The sequence below is a fragment of the Pseudomonas sp. AKS31 genome (genome assembly GCF_023634765.1).
Lineage (GTDB): Bacteria > Pseudomonadota > Gammaproteobacteria > Pseudomonadales > Pseudomonadaceae > Aquipseudomonas.
In genome coordinates, this window is the sequence record NZ_JAMLFX010000002.1 from 1,093,269 (window position 1) to 1,112,190 (window position 18,922).

Below are 18,922 nucleotides of genomic sequence, written 5' to 3' on the forward strand. Positions count from 1 at the left end.
CTCCCACATTTGGCTTGTGTGTCTGCCTCAAGATTGTGCCGTGCCTGCTATGATGCGCGGCATCTCCATCGCTCAGGATCGCGCCGCCCCCCATGGATTACCGCAAACCCTCCGACCGTAAAAGCATGCACTCGCGCATCGTCCAGGAACTGGGCATGCAGATCGTCTCCGGACGCTTTTTGCCCGACGACAAACTGCCCGCCGAAGCCCTGCTCTGCGAGGAGTACGCGGTCAGCCGGCCGGTGTTGCGTGAAGCCACTCGGGTACTGGTGGCCAAAGGGCTGGTGTATTCCAAACCCCGCGTCGGCACCGTCGTCAAAGCACGCCGTGAATGGCACATGCTCGACCCCGACGTCCTGCACTGGCTGATGCAAAGCAGCCCGCAGAATGAATTCTTCAATGTGCTGACCAGCGTGCGCAGCATCATCGAACCAGCCGCTGCTGCCCTCGCCGCTCAACATGCGACCGAGGCTGATATTGCGGCGATTGGTGAAGCGTATCAGCGCATGGAAGCCGCGCCGACGCCGGAGGCGTTGTTGCAGCCGGATCTGGATTTCCATAGCCGGATTGCCGATGCGACGCACAATGATTTGCTGGCGAATCTGTGCAACATGTTGTCGGTGGCGATTGCCGAGGCGTTGAAGCATTCGAATCAGCGGCCAAATCTGCATGAGCTGGCGTTGCCTCGGCATAAGGCGATTCTGACTGCCATCGAAAATCGTGATGCCCTTGGGGCTCGCCATGCGACGCTCGTGCAGCTGGATGATGCGCGCAGTGCTTTGAGTGTTGTGCTTGGCGCTGAACTGACTTAAGGCTTGAGACTGCTTGCCCTCACCCTAGCCCTCTCCCAGAGGTAGAGGGGACCGATTGGGGGATATTCAAGAACTACGCCGACTTGAAAGATCTGCTGTGAATCCATAATCGACTCGGTATCTCAAGTCGAACGATCTGCTGTGAATCCATAATCGACTCGGTATCTCAAGTCGAACGATTTGCAGTGAATCCATAATTGACTCGGTATCTCAGGTCGATGGATCAAGCCGCACACCTCGGTCAGTCCCCTCTCCCTCTGGGAGAGGGTTAGGGTGAGGGGTTCTTGATCTTGAGCCACAAAAAAAGCCGCAACCCCTCAAGGTTGCGGCTTTGTCGTTTCAGCCCTTCAGATCAATGCGCAAACAACGAATTGCCCTTCTGCCCCGCCAGTTTCTCCGGTTTGATCAGGAACTTCGCCAGGGCCGGCAGCAGCCACAGCGCACCGAACATGTTCCACAGGAGCATGAAGGTCAGCATCAGGCCCATGTCGGCCTGGAACTTGATCGCCGAGAAGATCCAGGTGCACACACCGATCGCCAGACACAGGCCGGTGAACAGCACCGCTTTACCGGTGGACTTCAGGGTCTGGTAATAGGCTTCCTGCAACGGCAGGCCGGCGCGCAGGAAACTCTCCAGGCGGCTGTAGATGTAGATGCCGTAGTCGACACCAATCCCCACACCCAGCGCCACCACCGGCAAGGTCGCGACTTTCACGCCGATGCCCATGAACGCCATCAGCGCGTTGCCGAGTACCGAGGTCAGCACCAGCGGCAGGACGATGCACAGGGTCGCTGCCCACGAACGGAAGGTGATCATGCACATCACCGCCACGCAGATGTACACCAGAATCAGGATGGTCAGCTCAGCCTGTTTGATGACTTCGTTGGTGGCCGCTTCGATGCCGGCGTTACCGGCGGCGAGGATGAATTCCAGACCGTCCTTGTTGTTGTCCTTGGCGAACTCCTGCACCGCTTGCACCGCACGATCAAGTGTTTCAGCCTTGTGATCGTTGAGGAACACCAGCACCGGCGCGAGCGAGCAACTGTTGTTGTACAGACCGTCGGCGCGGGCAATCGAGTTGTTCAGCACGTCCGGGTTGCGCGACAGGGTTTCCCATTTCAGGTTGCCCTCGTTCATGCCCTTGATCATCTGCTTGGACACGGTCACCAGCGAGATCGCCGACTGCACGCCTTCGGTGTTCTGCATCTTCCACATCAACTGGTCGATCGGCGCCATGGCTTCATAACGCGAGCAACCTTCAGCCTTGGTCTTGACCATCACCACCAGTACGTCAGAGCTGGTGGAGTAGTTGCTGATGATGAAGTTGTTGTCCTTGTTGTAGCGCGAGTCCGGACGCAGCTCCGGCGCGCCCTGGTCGAGATCGCCGATTTTCAGGTTCTGGCTGTACCAGAGGCCGCCGCCGAAGGCGATCAGCGCCAGTACTACCGAGATGCGTGCGACTTTCGGGTTGGCGAAGTTCGACAGCAGGCGCCAGAACGGGTGCTCGCGGTTAGCGTCCTTCTTGCTCTTGGCAATCGCGCGCTTGCTGATGCCGACATAGGAAATCGCCACCGGCAGCAGGATCAGGTTGGTGAACACGATCACCGCCACGCCGATCGACGCGCCGATGGCCAGTTCACGGATCACGCCGATGTCGATGATCAGCAGCGTGATGAAGCCCACCGCATCCGCCAGAATCGCGATCATCCCCGGCAGGAACAGTTGCCGGAAGGTGCGCCGCGCGGCGGTCAGGGCGTTGTCGGCCTCGCTGGATTGCAGGGCGATGCCGTTGATCTTCTGCACGCCGTGGGAAATGCCGATGGCGAAGATCAGGAACGGCACCAGCATCGAATACGGATCGAGCCCGAAGCCAAAGAAGTGCATCAGACCAAGCTGCCAGACCACCGCCACCAGCGTCGTGCTCAACACCGCGATGGTGCTGCGCACGCAGTTGGTGAACCACAACAGCAGGATCAGGGTGATGACGAACGCGATGCCGAAGAACATCACGACCATCACCAGACCGTCGATCAGGTCGCCGACTTTCTTGGCGAAACCGACAATGTGGATCTTGACGTTGGGGTTCTGTGCTTCGAATTTATTACGGATCTTGTCTTCGAGTTCATGGGAGAACTGGCGATAGTCCAGCGCCAGCAACTTGCCCTGATCCTGCGGGTCCGGGTAGGCCTCCAGCAGCGGGATGTCGACGATGCTCGACTTGAAGTCGTTGGCCACCAGACGCCCGACCTGACCGGACTTGAGCACGTTGTTGCGCAGCAGGTCGAGGCTGTCCTGCGAGCCGTTGTAGCTCTGCGGGATCACTTCACCGCCGGCGAAACCCTCTTCGGTCACTTCGGTCCAGCGTACGCTCGGGCTCCACAGCGACTTCAGGCCGGAGCGGTCAACACCGGAGATGTAGAACACCTCGTCGTTGATCTGGCGCAGGGTCTCCATGTACTCCTTGGAGAAGATGTCACCGTCCTTGGCTTCCACCGAAATCCGCACGGTGTTGCCCAGGTTCGCCAGATCGTTGCGGTGCTCCATCATCTTCTCGATGAACGGATGCTGGAGCGGGATCATTTTTTCGAAACTGGTCGACGGCCGGATCAGTGTGGCCTGCCAGAACAGGAAAATGCTCACCACCAGGCAGATCAGGATCACGGCCGGGCGGTTGTTGAAGATCAGGCGTTCAAGAAACGTCGCCTTGTCCTGCTGAGGAGTGATCAAGGAAGTCATAGCCCCGCCTTCTTGTTATTGATCTCGGCACCATTTGGCAGTGTGGTGTGAAGGCCACCCTGCCCGGTCAGAATCAGGTTGCCGTCGCCGGCAGCGGTAACCGATGACAGCGAGATGCGGTCCGGGCGGTTGAACACGCTGAAGGTTTCGCCGTTGTCGCTGCTGCTGATCACCGAACCGCCGTTGCCGACGATGACAATCGAGCCGTCTTCGAGCAGCGTCGCACCGGACAGGCCGAACTCCAGCGCACCGCGCGCAGCTTTCAGTTCGACCTGCTCCCAGGTGCTGCCGAAATCGGTGGAGCGGTAGAGGTTGCCGCGCAAGCCGTAGGCCAGCAGGGTCTGCGCTTGCGCCGTGCCGATCACGCCGAACAGCGAACCCTCGTACGGGCCTTCGAGTTTTTCCCAGGTCTGGCCGTCATCGGCGGAGCGGAACATGCTGCCCGACTCGCCGACGATGAACAGCCCGGCGTCTTTCACCGCCGCGATGGCGTTGAGGTGGAATTGATCTTCGTTGTCGAGGCGGTCACTGACGTCTTGCCAGTTTTTGCCACCGTCGGTGGTCTCCAGCAGTGCGCCGTACGCGCCCACGGCAAGGCCGCTGTTGACGTCCTTGAACCAGACATCGAGCAGCGGCGACTCACGTTTGAGGTCTTCGAATTGCTTGGTCCAGGTCAGACCGCCGTCTGCACTGGCGAGGATTTGCGCGTCGTGGCCGACCGCCCAGCCGTGCTTGTCGTCAACAAAGTACACAGCCGTCAGCAGTTGCCGGGTCGGCACTTTGGCTTGCGTCCAGGTTTTGCCCTGGTCATCGGAATAGAGAATGTGCCCGCGATCGCCAACCGCGACCAGACGCGCGCCGGCGTGGACGACATCAAGCATCAGGCTTTTCGCGGCTTTGGCGGATTCGGTGGCATAGACCACGTCGGCGGGCGCCTCGGCGCCAATCACAGGTGCCGATAACGTGGCAAAGCCCAGCAGAGAGAGTGCTGTGGCCAGCAACGCGGTGTTGCGTAACGCCGGCGGGCGGCAACGACTCATAGACCTTCCCCTATTTATTATTGTTAGGCCATCTGGCCTTCAAGGGCGCCGCAAGTGTGCTCCGCTGATGGCTGGTCAGAAGCATAGTCCTGAAACCCGCAATCCAGAGCCACTTCGGAAGCTGGCTCATCCTATCGGGCTTTCGAAACGTCTGACAATCGGCGCCACGTTATCTTTTGTTAACCGAAAGCCGCTCTCTATAACAGATGAATTCCCCTGTGGGAGCGAGCCTGCTCGCTCCCACAGGGGTTAGGGGTGGTCTTGGGATTTGTGGTTGTCAGTGAATGCAGCGCCATTCGCCGGATGGATGCGGCAAATCTTGCGCGGGGGACTTGCACGATCGGTATTATGGTATACCATCAGACGCACAGACACTCTCAATCCCCCAACGGAGCAGCTCATGAGTTTCGAAATTCGCAAGATCGTCAGCTATGTCGAAGAAACCTTCATCGAAGGCGGCAAGGCCACTGACAAGCCAGTGACCATGGTCGGCCTCGCCGTGGTGATGAAGAACCCTTGGGTGGGCAATGGTTTCGTTGAAGACCTCAAGCCACAGATCCGCGCCAACTGCTCCGACCTTGGCGCGCTGATGGTCGAGCGTCTGGTCGGCATCATCGGCGGTGCGGAAAAAATCGAGGCCTACGGCAAAGCCGCCGTGGTCGGCGCTGACGGCGAGATCGAACACGCCTCCGCCGTGATCCACACCCTGCGCTTTGGCAATCACTACCGCGAAGCGGTCAACGCCAAGAGCTACCTGAGCTTCACCAACAAGCGCGGCGGCCCGGGCACTTCGATCCAGATCCCGATGATGCACAAGGACGACGAAGGTCAGCGTTCGCACTACATCACCCTGGAAATGCAGATCGAAGACGCGCCGCGTGCCGACGAAATCGTTGTCGTGCTGGGTTGCGCCGACGGTGGTCGCCTGCACCCGCGCATCGGCAACCGCTACATCGACCTGGAAGAACTGGCCGCCGAAAAAGCCCAGTAATCACAATAAAAAGGCACTGCAGGAGCGCTCCATGATTCGGCTCACCGCTGAACTCACCCCGGCTGGCACCAGTTACCTGGCGACCGGCCAAGGCCAGCCCGTGGTTTTGATCCACGGCGTGGGCCTGAACAAAGAAATGTGGGGCGGGCAGATTGTCGGCCTGTCCAGCCAATACCGGGTGATCGCCTACGACATGCTCGGCCATGGCGCCAGCCCGCGACCGGCCAGCGGCACCGCCCTGCTCGGTTACGCCGATCAGTTGCTGGAGCTGCTCGATCACCTGAATCTGCAACAGGCAGCGGTGATCGGTTTCTCCATGGGCGGTCTGGTCGCACGAGCGTTTGCCCTGCATTACCCGGAGCGCCTGCAAAGCCTGGTGGTGTTGAACAGCGTGTTCAACCGCAGCGAAGAACAGCGTGCTGGTGTCATTGCCCGCACTGCGCAGGCCGCCGAACATGGCCCGGACGCCAACGCCGAAGCCGCGTTGTCACGCTGGTTCAGCCGCGAGTATCAGGCGGCCAACCCGGCGCAGATCGCCGCGCTGCGCCAGACTCTCGCTAATAATGATCCGCAAGGCTATCTGACCACCTACGAACTGTTCGCCACCCAAGACATGTACCGCGCCGACGACCTGGGCAGCATTCAGGCGCCGACGCTGATCGCCACCGGCGAACTCGATCCGGGTTCGACCCCGGAAATGGCCGAGCAACTGGCCCGGCGCATCCCCGGTGCGAAGGTTGCCGTGCTGTCTGAGCAACGGCATATGATGCCCGTAGAGTCGCCGCGTCTGGTCAATCAGACGCTGCTGGAATTTCTCGAATTCGCACACTCCCGACAAAACCATATAAAGGGGATCGTTGCATGACACTCGCACGCTTCCAGATGTGCATCGGCGGAGAATGGGTCGATGCCCTCTCCGGCAAGACCTTCGAAAGCCTCAACCCGGCCACCGCGCAAGCCTGGGCAGAATTGCCTGACGCTGATGAAGCTGACGTCGAACGCGCCGTGCAATCGGCACAGACGGCTTTCGACAGTCCGGCTTGGCGTGGTCTGACCGCCACCGCACGCGGCAAACTGCTGCGCCGTCTCGGTGATTTGATTGCGGAAAATAAAGAACAACTGGCGCAGCTGGAAAGCCGCGACAACGGCAAACTGATCCGCGAAACCCGTGGCCAGGTCAGCTATCTGCCGGAGTTCTTTCACTACACCGCCGGCCTTGCCGACAAGCTCGAAGGCGGCACCCTGCCGCTGGATAAGCCCGACCTGTTTGCCTACACGGTGCACGAAGCGATGGGTGTGGTCGCGGCAATCATTCCGTGGAACAGTCCGCTCTATCTGACCGCAATCAAACTCGCCCCGGCCCTCGCCGCCGGCAACACGATTGTGATCAAGCCATCCGAGCACGCTTCGGCGACCATTCTTGAGCTGGCGCGTCTGGCCCTCGAAGCGGGGATTCCGCCGGGCGTGGTCAACGTTGTCACCGGTTACGGCCCGAGCACTGGCGCCGCCCTCACCCGCCATCCGCTGATCCGCAAAATCGCCTTCACCGGCGGCGCGGCGACAGCCCGGCATGTGGTGCGCAGCAGCGCCGAGAACTTCGCCAAACTGTCGCTGGAACTGGGCGGCAAATCGCCGAACATCATCTTCGCCGACGCCGATCTGGACAGCGCGATCAACGGCGCGATTGCCGGGATCTACGCCGCATCGGGGCAGAGTTGCGTATCCGGTTCGCGGCTGTTGGTGCAGGACGAGATCTACGACGAATTCGTCAGCCGACTGGTCGAGCGCGCCCAGCGCATTCGCATCGGCAACCCGCAGGAAGACCACAGCGAAATGGGCCCGATGGCCACCGCGCAGCAACTGGCGGTGGTCGAAGGTCTGGTCGCCGATGCCATCGCCGAGGGCGCGCGGTTGCGCACCGGCGGCAAGCGCCCGACCGATCTCGGCGAAGGCTGGTTCTATGAGCCGACGCTGTTCGAGTGCGACCGCAATTCGATGAAGATCATGCAGGAAGAAGTCTTTGGCCCGGTGGCTTCGGTGATTCGCTTCAAAGATGAAGCCGAAGCACTGGCGATCGCCAACGACTCGCAATTTGGCCTCGCGGCCGGCATCTGGACCCGCGATCTGGGCCGCGCCCATCGCCTCGCGCGTGATGTGCGCTCGGGGATTATCTGGGTCAACACTTACCGCGCGGTGTCGGCGATGGCGCCAATCGGCGGCTTCAAGAACAGTGGCTATGGACGCGAAAGCGGCATCGATTCGGTGCTGGCCTACACCGAACTGAAAACGGTGTGGATCAACCTTTCTCAGGCACCAATGCCTGATCCGTTTGTGATGCGCTAGGAGTCCTGCGAAATGATCGAACCCGGCATTTACAAAGACGTCATGAGCTCATTCCCGTCCGGCGTCACGGTGGTCACCACCCTCGACCCGGATGGCGGCATCGTCGGCATCACCGCCAGCGCCTTCAGCGCGCTGTCGATTGACCCGGCACTGGTGCTGTTCTGCCCTAACTACGCTTCCGACACCTACCCGGTGCTGCGTGACAGCAAGAAGTTCGCGATCCATTTGCTGTCCGCCGACCAGACCGCCGAGGCCTACGCCTTCGCCGGTAAAGGCAAAGACAAGGCCAAGAACATCGAGTGGCATTTGAGCGATCTCGGTAACCCGATTCTGGCCAAAGCGACGGCGATCATCGAGTGCGAGTTGTGGCGTGAATACGATGGTGGCGATCACGCGATCATCGTCGGCGCGGTGAAGAACCTGATCCTGCCCGCGCAACCGGTGACACCGATGATCTACCACAAAGGCAAGCTCGGGCCGCTGCCGACCCTGGCCTGACGGATTCACACAAATCCCCTGTAGGAGCTGCCGAAGGCTGCGATCTTTTGACTTTGATTTTCAAGAGCAAGATCAAAAGATCGCAGCCTTCGGCAGCTCCTACACAAGGGATCTGTGGTGACTGGAGGAATGATGAGTAACGAAAAGTACGAAAAAGGCCTGAAAATCCGCACTGAGGTGCTCGGCGAAGCTTATGTACAGCGTTCAATAGAGAACGCCGACGACTTCACCCGCCCACTCCAGGAAATGGTCACCGAATACTGCTGGGGCCATGTCTGGGGGCGTGAGGGTTTGTCGCTCAAGGAGCGCAGCATGATCAACCTGGCGATGATCTCGGCGCTCAACCGTCCGCATGAACTCAAGCTGCATGTGCGTGGCGCCTTGCGTAACGGCCTTAGTCGTGAGCAAATACGCGAAATTCTGCTTCAGGTCGGCATTTATTGCGGCGTTCCGGCGGCCGTGGACAGTTTCCGGCTGGCCCGTGAAGCCTTTGCCGAAGCCGACGCCGAGGCCCCAGTCAACCCCTCGGCTGTTTAGATGCCCGTCTGGCATGGACAGCCAACTTAAAGAGCGGACCCCATGAAACGCCAGCCACTCGATGACAGCTTCAAGGTCAATCGCAACCCCGTTACCCTGCGCGAAATCGTGCTGGACAAACTGCGTAGCGCGATCATGAATTTCCAGCTCATGCCAGGGGATCGTCTGGTCGAACGCGATCTGTGTGATCGCCTCGGCGTCAGCCGTACCTCGGTGCGCGAAGCCTTGCGCCATCTCGAATCCGAAGGTCTGGTGGAGTTCGCCGACGCCAAAGGGCCACGCGTGGCGATCATCACCCTCGCCGATGCGGTCGACATCTATGAGCTGCGCTGTGTACTCGAAGGCCTGATCGTCCAGCTGTTCACCCTGCGCGCCAAAGCCAAAGACATCAAAGCCCTGGAAAAAGCCCTCGACGACAACCGCAAAGCACTCAAGGACGGCGAACTGCAACAGGTAATCGACTCGGTGCAGGGCTTCTACGACGTGCTGCTCGAAGGCTCGGGCAACCATGTCGCGGCGACTCAGCTGCGTCAGTTGCAGGCGCGCATCAGCTACCTGCGCGCGACTTCGGTGTCCCAGGAAAACCGTCGCGGCGCGAGTAACCACGAAATGGAAAAAATGGTCGAGGCGATCAAGAGCGGCGATCCGCTGGCGGCGCATCAGGCCTGCGTCGATCACGTTCGCGCCGCTGCTGCGGTGGCGCTCGACTACCTCAAGCGCAAACAGGAAGAGACCGGCGCCACGCCGAACATCACCCTGCCCATCGCGCTGAAAGAACCCCGTATAGGTCACTGATATGTTCAGCCCGAGCTATTGCCCGAAATGCGGTGGCCCTGACCTCGGTCAGCAGGTGCCGCCGGGCGATACGCACGAGCGCCTGATGTGCCGTGGCTGCGGCTACATCTACTACGTCAATCCGAAGATCATTGCCGGCTGCATCATCGAGCAGGACGGCAAATACCTGCTGTGCCAACGGGCGATTCCCCCGCGCCCGGGCACCTGGACGCTGCCCGCCGGGTTCATGGAAAGCGGCGAGACCACCGAACAAGCGGCCATCCGCGAAGTCTGGGAAGAAAGCGGCGTGCGCGCGGAAATCGTCTCGCCGTACTCGATTTTCAGCGTGCCGAAGATCAGCGAGGTGTACATCATCTTCCGTGCCATTGCGCTGGAGATCACCGGGCAGTACGGCCCGGAAACCCTGGATTACAAGTTCTTCGCGCCGGAAGACATTCCGTGGGAGCAGATCTACTATCCGGCGATCCGGCAGATTCTCGAGCGCTATATCGAGGAGCGTCAGGCTGGGGTGTATGGGATTTACATGGGCAATGATGACAGCGGCAAGATTCACTTTATCCGCTGATTTCCAGCATTAACCAATCACTGTAGGAGCTGCCGAAGGCTGCGATCTTTTGACTTTGTTTTTGGAAGCAAGATCAAAAGATCGCAGCCTTCGGCAGCTCATACAGGGGTGTAGTGGTGTCGCTTAGATTGGGGCGATGCCTTCGACGATGATGATCTCCGCCCTCGCCCATTCTTCGCGGTAACTCTTCGCTTCCTGGTACGCCGCCGAGTGGTAGCACGCCACAGCCTTCTCATAGCTCTCGAACTCGATCACCACGCTGCGTTGCGGCGTCTTGCGCCCTTCCATCGCTTCGCTGCGCCCGCCCCTCGCCAGAAATTTCGCACCAAACTCAGCAAACGCCACCGGCGCGCGCTGGGTGTATTGGCTGTAGTGATCGGCATCGGCTATATCCACATGAGCAATCCAGTACGCCTTCATAGTGACCTCTTTGTTGATTTTGTATTATGGTATACCAATATATTTCCAACGAACCCTGAGAGTCCAGCATGGCCTTCAACAGCATCGAAGAAATCATCGAAGATTATCGTCTCGGCAAAATGGTCCTGCTGGTCGATGATGAAGACCGCGAAAACGAAGGCGACCTGCTGCTGGCCGCCGACCGTTGCACGCCGGAAGCGATCAGTTTCATGGCCCGCGAAGCGCGCGGGCTGATCTGCCTGACCCTGACCGACGAGCATTGCCAGCGTCTGGGCCTGGAGCAAATGGTGCCGGCCAATGGCAGCGTGTTCAGCACGGCGTTCACCGTGTCGATTGAAGCGGCGGTTGGCGTGACCACCGGTATCTCGGCAGCAGATCGCGCCTGCACCGTGGCCGCTGCCGTCGCGCCGAATGCGCGTGCGGAAGATCTGGTGCAGCCGGGCCATATCTTCCCGCTACGCGCCAAGGAAGGTGGCGTGCTGACCCGCGCCGGCCACACCGAAGCCGGTTGCGATCTGGCGCGGCTGGCCGGTTTCACCCCGGCCTCGGTGATCGTCGAGGTGATGAATGACGACGGCACCATGGCCCGTCGCCCGGATCTGGAAGTGTTTGCGCGCAAGCACGGGATCAAGATCGGCACCATCGCCGACCTGATCCACTATCGCCTGAGCACCGAGCACACCATTGAACGCATCGGCGAACGGGAGCTGCCGACGGTGCATGGCACGTTCCGCTTGATCACCTTTGAGGATCGCATCGAGGGCGGCGTGCACATGGCGATGGTCATGGGCGATTTGCGCCGTGAAGTGCCGACGCTGGTGCGCGTGCATGTAATCGATCCGCTGCGCGACCTGGTCGGCGCCGAGTACAGCGGGCCGACGAACTGGACGTTGTGGGCGGCGTTGCAACGGGTCGCAGCTGAGGGCCATGGGGTTGTCGTGGTGCTGGCCAATCACGAGTCTTCGCAGGCGCTGCTGGAGCGGGTGCCGCAATTGACCCAGCCGCCGAGACAGTTCAGCCGTTCGCAATCGCGGATTTATTCGGAGGTGGGGACTGGGGCGCAGATTCTGCAAAACCTGGGGGTGGGCAAGCTGCGGCATCTGGGCCCTCCCCTGAAATACGCTGGTCTGACCGGGTATGACCTGGAGGTGGTCGAGAGTATTCCGTTCACCGAGTGAAGCTGCCCTCACCCCAGCCCTCTCCCGGAGGGAGAGGGCGCCGACCGAGGTGTTTAGTCGCTATACATCGACCTGAAATACCGGTGCGAACTCAGGTTTTGAACAGCACGAATATCAGGTCCCTTTCCAATAACAAGTCGAGCTCGATTTTGAACAACATGAGGATCGGCTCCCTTTCCAATACCGGGTCGGACTCGGTTTTGAACAGCATGAAAATCTGCTCCCTTTCCCCCTCTCCCATTGGGAGAGGGCTGGGGTGAGGGGCTGGATCTAGAATTTCTACACATCTCTCGAGTGAAAAAATCACCCACCGCCAGATAACCGGTAAGGCAAAGTGCTTGCACAAAGTTTGGAATACCATAATATGATATTCCATAGACCGGACACTCCAACGGACGTCCGTCTACTGCTCCCGACAGGCGGGCAACAACGCAAGCCCGCTCAAAAACACAACAATGAGGGCGTAAAAATGGTGTTGAACAAAGCTGCAACCGCGATCTTTTTCGCGGGACTGCTCAGCGTTACCGGTCAGGCTGCCATGGCTGCCGAAAGCGTGAACTTCGTCAGCTGGGGCGGAAGCACCCAGGATGCGCAGAAACAGGCCTGGGCCGATCCGTTCAGCAAGGCCAGCGGCATCACCGTCGTGCAGGACGGCCCGACCGACTACGGCAAACTCAAAGCCATGGTCGAGAGCGGCAACGTGCAGTGGGACGTGGTCGATGTCGAAGCCGATTTCGCCCTGCGCGCCGCCGCTGAAGGCCTGCTCGAACCCCTCGATTTCAAAGTCATTCAGCGCGACAAGATCGACCCGCGTTTCGTCAGCGATCACGGCGTCGGTTCGTTCTTCTTCTCCTTCGTCCTCGGCTACAACGAGGGCAAACTCGGCGCCAACAAGCCGCAGGACTGGAGCGCCCTGTTCGACACCAAAACCTACCCCGGCAAACGCGCCCTCTATAAATGGCCAAGCCCCGGCGTGCTTGAACTGGCACTGCTGGCCGATGGCGTAGCCGCCGACAAGCTCTACCCGCTCGATCTCGACCGCGCCTTCAAGAAACTCGACACCATCAAGAAAGACATCGTCTGGTGGGGCGGCGGCGCGCAGTCGCAGCAACTGCTGGCGTCCGGTGAAGCGAGCATGGGCCAGTTCTGGAACGGTCGCATCCACGCCCTGCAAGAAGACGGCGCACCGGTCGGTGTGAGCTGGAAACAAAACCTGGTCATGGCCGACATTCTGGTGATTCCAAAAGGCTCGAAAAACAAGGACGCGGCGATGAAGTTTCTGGCCGCCGCCAGCAGCGCCAAGGGCCAGGCCGACTTCTCCAACCTGACCGCCTACGCCCCGGTCAACCTCGACAGTGTGGAGCGTCTGGATTCGACGCTGGCCCCCAACCTGCCGACTGCCTACGCTAAGGATCAGATCACTCTTGATTTCGCGTACTGGGCCAAAAACGGCCAGGCCATCGCGACACGGTGGAACGAATGGCTGGTCAAATGAAAATGGCGGCCACCGCGTCCCGTCCCTCCACTGCCACCGGGAGCGCGACCAGCGCTGCCGGTAAGGCCCACGGAAAACAGGCGGTTGCGATGCAGCAAGCCCCGTCCCTCAGACAACGCTGGCGCGGCGCCGGCAATCTCGCACCGGCGCTGCTGTTCATCGGCCTGTTCTTTCTCGCGCCGTTGATTGGCCTGCTGTTGCGCGGCGTACTCGAACCAACTCCGGGCCTCGGCAACTACGAACAACTGTTCGCCAACTCGGCCTATGCGCGGGTGCTGCTCAACACCTTCTCGGTGGCCGGGCTGGTGACGCTGTTCAGCCTGCTGCTGGGCTTTCCGCTGGCGTGGGCGATCACGCTGGTGCCGCGCGGCTGGGGGCGCTGGATCCTCAACATCGTGCTGCTGTCGATGTGGACCAGCCTGCTCGCCCGCACCTATTCGTGGCTGGTGCTGCTGCAAGCCTCCGGGGTGATCAACAAGGCCTTGATGGCGATGGGCATCATCGATCAGCCGCTGGAAATGGTCCATAACCTCACCGGCGTGGTGATCGGCATGAGCTACATCATGATCCCGTTCATCGTGCTGCCGTTGCAGGCGACCATGCAGGCCATCGATCCGATGATTCTGCAGGCCGGCTCGATTTGCGGCGCCAGCCCGTGGACCAACTTCTTCCGGGTGTTCCTGCCGCTGTGCCGGCCGGGTCTGGCCTCCGGCGGCTTGATGGTGTTCGTCATGTCGCTCGGTTACTACGTCACCCCGGCGCTGCTCGGCGGTGCGCAGAACATGATGCTGCCGGAGTTCATCATTCAGCAGGTGCAATCGTTCCTCAACTGGGGCCTGGCCAGTGCCGGCGCTGCGTTGCTGATCGCGATCACTTTGGTGCTGTTCTACTTCTACCTGAAGCTTCAGCCGGAATCCCCGGTTGGCGCCAGTAACGCGAGGTAAGCCGACATGCTCCTGACCCCCAATGCGATGAGCCGGCGCATGCGCTTCGGCCTCTACGCCACCACCGGGCTGATCGGTCTGTTCCTGCTGTTGCCGATCGTCTTCATCGTCCTGCTGTCGTTCGGCTCCTCGCAGTGGCTGGTGTTCCCGCCACCGGGCTGGACGCTGAAATGGTACGGCCAGTTCTTCTCCAACCCGGACTGGATGAACGCCGCAGCCGCTAGCCTCAAGGTTGCCGTGCTGACCACGATCTGCGCCGTGGCCCTCGGTTTGCCGACGGCGTTTGCGCTGGTTCGCGGGCGCTTTCCCGGTCGGGAAATGCTCTACGGCCTGTTCACCCTGCCGATGATCGTGCCGCTGGTGATCATTGCCGTGGCGGTGTATGCGCTGCTTCTCAAGCTCGGTTACACCGGGACCATGTTCGCCTTCGTCGTCAGCCATGTGATCGTCGCGCTGCCGTTCACGATTATCTCGATCATCAACTCGCTGAAGCTGTTCGATCAGTCGATTGAAGACGCAGCGGTGATCTGCGGTGCCTCGCGCCTGCAAGCGGTGTTCAAGGTGACGTTCCCGGCGATTCGTCCGGGCATGGTCGCCGGCGCCCTCTTCGCCTTCCTCGTTTCGTGGGACGAAGTGGTGCTCAGCGTGATGATGGCAAGTCCCACCCTGCAAACCCTTCCCGTGAAAATGTGGACCACCCTGCGCCAGGACCTGACGCCAGTGATCGCCGTCGCTTCGACGCTGCTGATCGGCTTGTCGGTTTTGGTCATGGTCATCGCCGCCGCATTGCGCCGGCGCAACGAAATCAGCGCCTGAGCGCCCAGGAGTACGACATGAGTGCCGTGATCAAAGACGCTTCCCAGCAGAACGACAAACCCCTGGTCAGCCTGCGCAACCTGAACAAGCACTACGGCGACTTTGCCGCCGTCGACAACATCTCGCTGGACATCAAGGACGGCGAGTTCCTGACCTTCCTCGGCTCCAGCGGCTCGGGCAAGAGTACGACGCTGTCGATGCTCGCCGGGTTTGAAACACCGAGCAGCGGCGAGATCCTCGTCAACGGTCAGTCGCTAGTGAATGTGCCACCGCACAAGCGCGACATCGGCATGGTGTTCCAGCGCTACTCGCTGTTCCCGCATCTGTCGGTGCGCGACAACATCGCGTTTCCGTTGGCGATTCGCAAACTGGCTACGGCTGAACGTGACAAGCGCGTCGATGCGATGCTGAAACTGGTGCAGCTTGAGCAGTTCGCTCATCGCCGTCCTTCGCAACTGTCTGGCGGCCAGCAACAACGCGTCGCCATCGCCCGGGCGCTGGTCTACGAGCCGCGCATCCTGTTGATGGACGAACCGCTCGGTGCGCTGGATAAAAAGCTGCGGGAAGATTTGCAGGATGAACTGCGCCAGCTGCATCGCCGTTTGGGTATCACCATCGTTTACGTGACCCACGACCAGGAAGAAGCCATGCGTTTGTCGCAACGCATCGCGATTTTCAGTCACGGCAAGATTGTTGGTCTGGGCAGTGGTTATGACCTGTATCAGAATCCGCCGAATGCCTTTGTCGCGTCGTTTCTGGGCAACTCGAACTTCCTCAAGCTCAAGGCGCAAAGCAATGCGGCGGCGAGTTTTGAAGGGCAATCGTTGTCGATTCGGCTGACGGCCGGGTTGCATACCGATCAGGATGTGTTGCTGATGGTGCGGCCGGAAAAGGCCTTGGCGTTGAGCGTGGAGCAAGCTAGCAGCGAACCGCTGGCGGCCGGTTGGAACGAGGTTTCGGCGAAGGTGGTGGAAGTGCTGTTTCTCGGTGAGAGCCAGACTTGCAGTGTGGTTACTTCGGGCGGCACGTCGATGACGGTGAAGGCGTTGTCGGCCGCTGGCATGCCGCTCAAGGCCGGGGATCCAGTGCAAGTGCGCTGGGCGACTGCCGATGCCTGCGTGTATACCGAATGGACCGAAAGCGATCTCAACAAGGCTGCGGGCGCTCACTGAAATCGTGTTGTCTGTGAGGTTTGCCCCCTCACCCCAGCCCTCTCCCCCAAGGGGGGCGAGGGGGAAAGGGAGCAGATCGGGGGGCTTTTCAGGACCTGAGATCGACTCAGGACTTTCAAGTCGATGTATAACGCCAAAGCAACTCGGTCAGTCCCCTCTCCCTCTGGGAGAGGGCTAGGGTGAGGGAACCAGTCGACGCGGTATCAGGTAATGGCGCGGTAACCTTCGATCTCATCCGGCCACGCCGTGAGGATTTCGAAGCCGGTTTCGGTCACCGCCACCATATGCTCCCACTGCGCCGACAACGAGCCGTCCTTGGTCAGCACCGTCCAGCCATCCGCCATGTTCTTCACGTGACGCTTGCCGGCGTTGAGCATCGGTTCAACGGTAAAAATCATCCCCGCCTTCAACTTCATTCCCTGATTCGGGAAGCCGTAATGCAGGATCTGCGGCTCATCGTGGTAGACCTTGCCGATGCCATGCCCGCAGTACTCGCGCACTACACTGAAGCCTTCCTTTTCCGCCAGGCTCTGGATCGCATGGCCGATATCGCCCAACGTAGCGCCCGGTTTCACCATGCGAATGCCCGCGCACATCGCCTCGTAGGTGGTCTTGATCAGGTGTTGCGCTTCAGGCGTCGCCTCGCCGACCACGTACATGCGGCTGGTGTCACCGAACCAGCCGTCCTTGATCACGGCGATGTCGAGGTTGACGATGTCGCCATCCTTCAACGGCGTGCCCGATGGAATGCCGTGGCAGACCACATCGTTGACCGAGGCGCAGACGGTTTTCGGAAAACCGTGATAACCGACATTCGCCGGCACCGCTTTCTGCACGTTGACGATGTAGTCGTTGCACAGTTGATCGAGCTGATCGGTGGTGACGCCCGCCTTCACATGCGGCACCAGCATGGCCAGCACTTCAGCGGCGAGTTTGCCGGCAGCACGCGATTGCGCGATGTCGGCCGGAGTGTTGATCTTGATCTGGTTTCTCATGCGCTGACGGCTTCCTGAGTCAGTTGTTGCAGATCCAGCCCGCCGTTCTGTTCGGCGCGGATCAGCAAGCGGCAAATGGCGCTGTGGTCGAGGTTGGGGTGCAGTTCGGCGAGCATGCCGATGCGCATCCAGTGCTCGGCCTGCGCGTTGATCGAGCGGCTGAGCGCATTGCTCGAGATGCGCAGATTCTCGTGCATGTCCTCTGAAATCTTTACGATGCCCATATATGGATCCGATACGATTTGTATATGGATCGTATATTAGCCAACCTCTATTGAAAATTGCAAATACGCCCCCTGTAGGAGCTGCCGAAGGCTGCGATCTTTTGATCTTGCTGATGATCGTTCCCACGCTCCGCGTGGGAACGATCAGGCGGGGCAGGCCCTCGCTCAAATTTCAGGCAAAAAAAAGCTGCCAAATCTGGCAGCAAAAACTTTAAGAACACGCGATGTATTGGCCTCAGCATAGACGCCGGATAATGACAGTGTCATGACAACCGCACATTCACTGAACCACCCCCGCCCCGTCATCAGGATGTCATCAAGATCAAGGCAGAATCCTCGCAACCGTCTTGAGCCTTCGGGCGGATGCTCTGCAAGGATTCCCATGAAAGACGACGCCTCGCTGTTTGCCGCCATCGACCTGGGTTCGAATGCCTTTCGCCTGATGATCGGCCAGTCAGTGCGCAGCCGAAAAGGCTTCATGATTCAGGAAGTGAAAACATTGCGTGAACCAGTGCGCCTTGCCGAAGGCTTTGACGGCGGCGCACTGGATGCGTTGGCCCTCGATCGCGGCTGGCAGGCGTTGGCGCGGTTCGGCAAGAAGCTGCGCGGTTTCGAGGCTGGCCGAGTGCGTGCGGTGGCGACCAGTGCAGTGCGCGAGGCTGACAACGCGCAACTGTTTCTCGCCAGTGCCGAGCGGCATCTGGGGTTTCCCATTGATGTCATTTGCGGCCATGAAGAGGCGCGACTGGTCTACGCCGGTGTGACCCATGCCTTGCCGAGCGCTGCTGACATGCGCCTGGTAGTCGACATCGGCGGCGGTTCGACCGAGCTGATCCTCGGCCAAGGCTCACAGCCGTTGCTGACGGAGAGCATCGCCATCGGCAGCGGCACCCTGAGCACGCGGTTCTTTCGCGGCGGCGATGTGTCTGCCGGCGCGCTACAGGCGGCCGAACGCTTCGCCATCCTGCAGTTTGAAAAAGTTGCCCGACGCTACCGTGCGCAAGGCTGGCAGCAGACCATTGGCTCTTCCGGCACCGCGCGCATGCTTGCCAAAGTGCTCAAAGCCAATTGCCTAAACGACTTCGGTCAGGACGGCATCACCTACGGCGGACTGCTGCGCCTGTCGCTGCTGCTGTTGAAGGTGAACAACGTACAACAGCTCAAGCTCGCCGGCCTGCAACCGCACCGCCAGAGCATTTTGCCCGGCGGTCTGGTGTTGATGCTGGCGGCGTTCAAAGTGTTCGGCATCGCGCAAATGCTGCCGTCGGAACCGGGCCTGCGTCTGGGCGTGTTGCACGGTTTGATGAGCCAGCACTGATCCTCGCCGCGACAGATTCGTCTCCCCTTCAGCGGCTTGATC

Annotated in this window: 20 protein-coding genes; 14 read left to right on the forward strand and 6 right to left on the reverse strand. The window is 60.2% G+C overall.

The features are described 5' to 3' along the window. The first annotated feature begins 92 nt into the window (after positions 1-92). The gene (locus M9827_RS10765; protein ID WP_064392969.1) at positions 93-812 is read left to right on the forward strand and encodes a FadR/GntR family transcriptional regulator; all 720 of its coding nucleotides are present in this window, start codon (positions 93-95) and stop codon (positions 810-812) included. Between the two features lie 352 nt (positions 813-1,164). Here the strand turns inward: M9827_RS10765 and M9827_RS10770 are convergent, their stop codons facing one another. Then, complete coding sequence (locus M9827_RS10770; RefSeq protein ID WP_250605422.1) at positions 1,165-3,549, reverse strand: efflux RND transporter permease subunit; 2,385 nt, start codon at positions 3,547-3,549, stop codon at positions 1,165-1,167. Further along, positions 3,546-4,589 carry a WD40/YVTN/BNR-like repeat-containing protein gene (locus tag M9827_RS10775; protein WP_250605423.1) on the reverse strand — a complete coding sequence of 348 codons (1,044 nt, stop codon included), beginning with the start codon at positions 4,587-4,589 and terminating at the stop codon, positions 3,546-3,548. The genes M9827_RS10770 and M9827_RS10775 overlap by 4 nt, the downstream gene beginning before the upstream one ends. Positions 4,590-4,989: 400 nt before the next feature. Between M9827_RS10775 and M9827_RS10780 the strand changes: the two genes are divergently transcribed. From M9827_RS10780 to M9827_RS10810, 7 genes are all read left to right on the forward strand, one after another. Continuing rightward, positions 4,990-5,580, forward strand: coding sequence for an amino acid synthesis family protein (locus M9827_RS10780; RefSeq protein WP_007917992.1), 591 nt, complete (start codon positions 4,990-4,992; stop codon positions 5,578-5,580). A 31-nt stretch (positions 5,581-5,611) separates the two neighbouring features. After that, positions 5,612-6,445 (forward strand): alpha/beta fold hydrolase, encoded by an 834-nt coding sequence (locus M9827_RS10785; RefSeq protein WP_250605424.1) that lies wholly within the window; start codon positions 5,612-5,614, stop codon positions 6,443-6,445. Beyond that, positions 6,442-7,923 (forward strand): aldehyde dehydrogenase, encoded by a 1,482-nt coding sequence (locus tag M9827_RS10790; RefSeq protein WP_095050099.1) that lies wholly within the window; start codon positions 6,442-6,444, stop codon positions 7,921-7,923. The genes M9827_RS10785 and M9827_RS10790 overlap by 4 nt, the downstream gene beginning before the upstream one ends. 12 nt (positions 7,924-7,935) lie before the next feature. Next, positions 7,936-8,421 (forward strand): flavin reductase family protein, encoded by a 486-nt coding sequence (locus M9827_RS10795; protein WP_250605425.1) that lies wholly within the window; start codon positions 7,936-7,938, stop codon positions 8,419-8,421. A gap of 132 nt (positions 8,422-8,553) precedes the next feature. Beyond that, entirely contained in the window at positions 8,554-8,958 is a 405-nt protein-coding gene (locus M9827_RS10800; protein ID WP_250605426.1) for a carboxymuconolactone decarboxylase family protein, read from the forward strand. 42 nt (positions 8,959-9,000) lie between these two features. Then, positions 9,001-9,753 (forward strand): GntR family transcriptional regulator, encoded by a 753-nt coding sequence (locus tag M9827_RS10805; RefSeq protein ID WP_116256671.1) that lies wholly within the window; start codon positions 9,001-9,003, stop codon positions 9,751-9,753. Position 9,754: 1 nt separating this feature from the next. Continuing rightward, entirely contained in the window at positions 9,755-10,318 is a 564-nt protein-coding gene (locus tag M9827_RS10810) for an NUDIX hydrolase (protein WP_250605427.1), read from the forward strand. Between the two features lie 123 nt (positions 10,319-10,441). On the opposite strand, the gene M9827_RS10815 is transcribed toward M9827_RS10810, so the two are convergent. Continuing rightward, positions 10,442-10,738: a DUF1330 domain-containing protein gene (locus M9827_RS10815; protein ID WP_250605428.1), complete on the reverse strand. Its 297-nt coding sequence runs from the start codon at positions 10,736-10,738 to the stop codon at positions 10,442-10,444. 68 nt (positions 10,739-10,806) lie between these two features. On the opposite strand from M9827_RS10815, the gene ribBA reads away from it, so the two are divergent. From ribBA to M9827_RS10840, 5 genes are all read left to right on the forward strand, one after another. Beyond that, the gene (gene ribBA / locus M9827_RS10820; protein ID WP_250605429.1) at positions 10,807-11,916 is read left to right on the forward strand and encodes a bifunctional 3,4-dihydroxy-2-butanone-4-phosphate synthase/GTP cyclohydrolase II; all 1,110 of its coding nucleotides are present in this window, start codon (positions 10,807-10,809) and stop codon (positions 11,914-11,916) included. A gap of 469 nt (positions 11,917-12,385) precedes the next feature. Continuing rightward, the gene (locus tag M9827_RS10825) at positions 12,386-13,411 is read left to right on the forward strand and encodes an ABC transporter substrate-binding protein (RefSeq protein WP_007918009.1); all 1,026 of its coding nucleotides are present in this window, start codon (positions 12,386-12,388) and stop codon (positions 13,409-13,411) included. Then, entirely contained in the window at positions 13,408-14,355 is a 948-nt protein-coding gene (locus tag M9827_RS10830; RefSeq protein ID WP_250605479.1) for an ABC transporter permease, read from the forward strand. The genes M9827_RS10825 and M9827_RS10830 overlap by 4 nt, the downstream gene beginning before the upstream one ends. A 6-nt stretch (positions 14,356-14,361) precedes the next feature. Beyond that, a complete protein-coding gene (locus M9827_RS10835; protein ID WP_250605430.1) occupies positions 14,362-15,171 on the forward strand; it encodes an ABC transporter permease in 810 nt (269 codons plus the stop codon). A gap of 17 nt (positions 15,172-15,188) precedes the next feature. Next, positions 15,189-16,343, forward strand: a complete 1,155-nt coding sequence (locus M9827_RS10840) for an ABC transporter ATP-binding protein (RefSeq protein WP_250605431.1) — start codon at positions 15,189-15,191, stop codon at positions 16,341-16,343. 203 nt (positions 16,344-16,546) lie between these two features. On the opposite strand, the gene map is transcribed toward M9827_RS10840, so the two are convergent. The 3 genes from map to M9827_RS10855 all read right to left on the reverse strand — a co-directional run bounded on the left by map (position 16,547) and on the right by M9827_RS10855 (position 17,946). Then, positions 16,547-17,338 (reverse strand): type I methionyl aminopeptidase, encoded by a 792-nt coding sequence (map, locus tag M9827_RS10845; RefSeq protein ID WP_250605432.1) that lies wholly within the window; start codon positions 17,336-17,338, stop codon positions 16,547-16,549. Further along, a complete protein-coding gene (locus M9827_RS10850) occupies positions 17,335-17,562 on the reverse strand; it encodes a ParD-like family protein (RefSeq protein WP_007918027.1) in 228 nt (75 codons plus the stop codon). The genes map and M9827_RS10850 overlap by 4 nt, the downstream gene beginning before the upstream one ends. 165 nt (positions 17,563-17,727) lie before the next feature. Then, the gene (locus tag M9827_RS10855; RefSeq protein ID WP_250605433.1) at positions 17,728-17,946 is read right to left on the reverse strand and encodes a hypothetical protein; all 219 of its coding nucleotides are present in this window, start codon (positions 17,944-17,946) and stop codon (positions 17,728-17,730) included. Here M9827_RS10855 and M9827_RS10860 point away from each other — a divergent pair. Then, entirely contained in the window at positions 17,945-18,880 is a 936-nt protein-coding gene (locus M9827_RS10860; RefSeq protein ID WP_250605434.1) for a Ppx/GppA family phosphatase, read from the forward strand. The genes M9827_RS10855 and M9827_RS10860 overlap by 2 nt on opposite strands. Positions 18,881-18,922 lie beyond the last annotated feature (42 nt).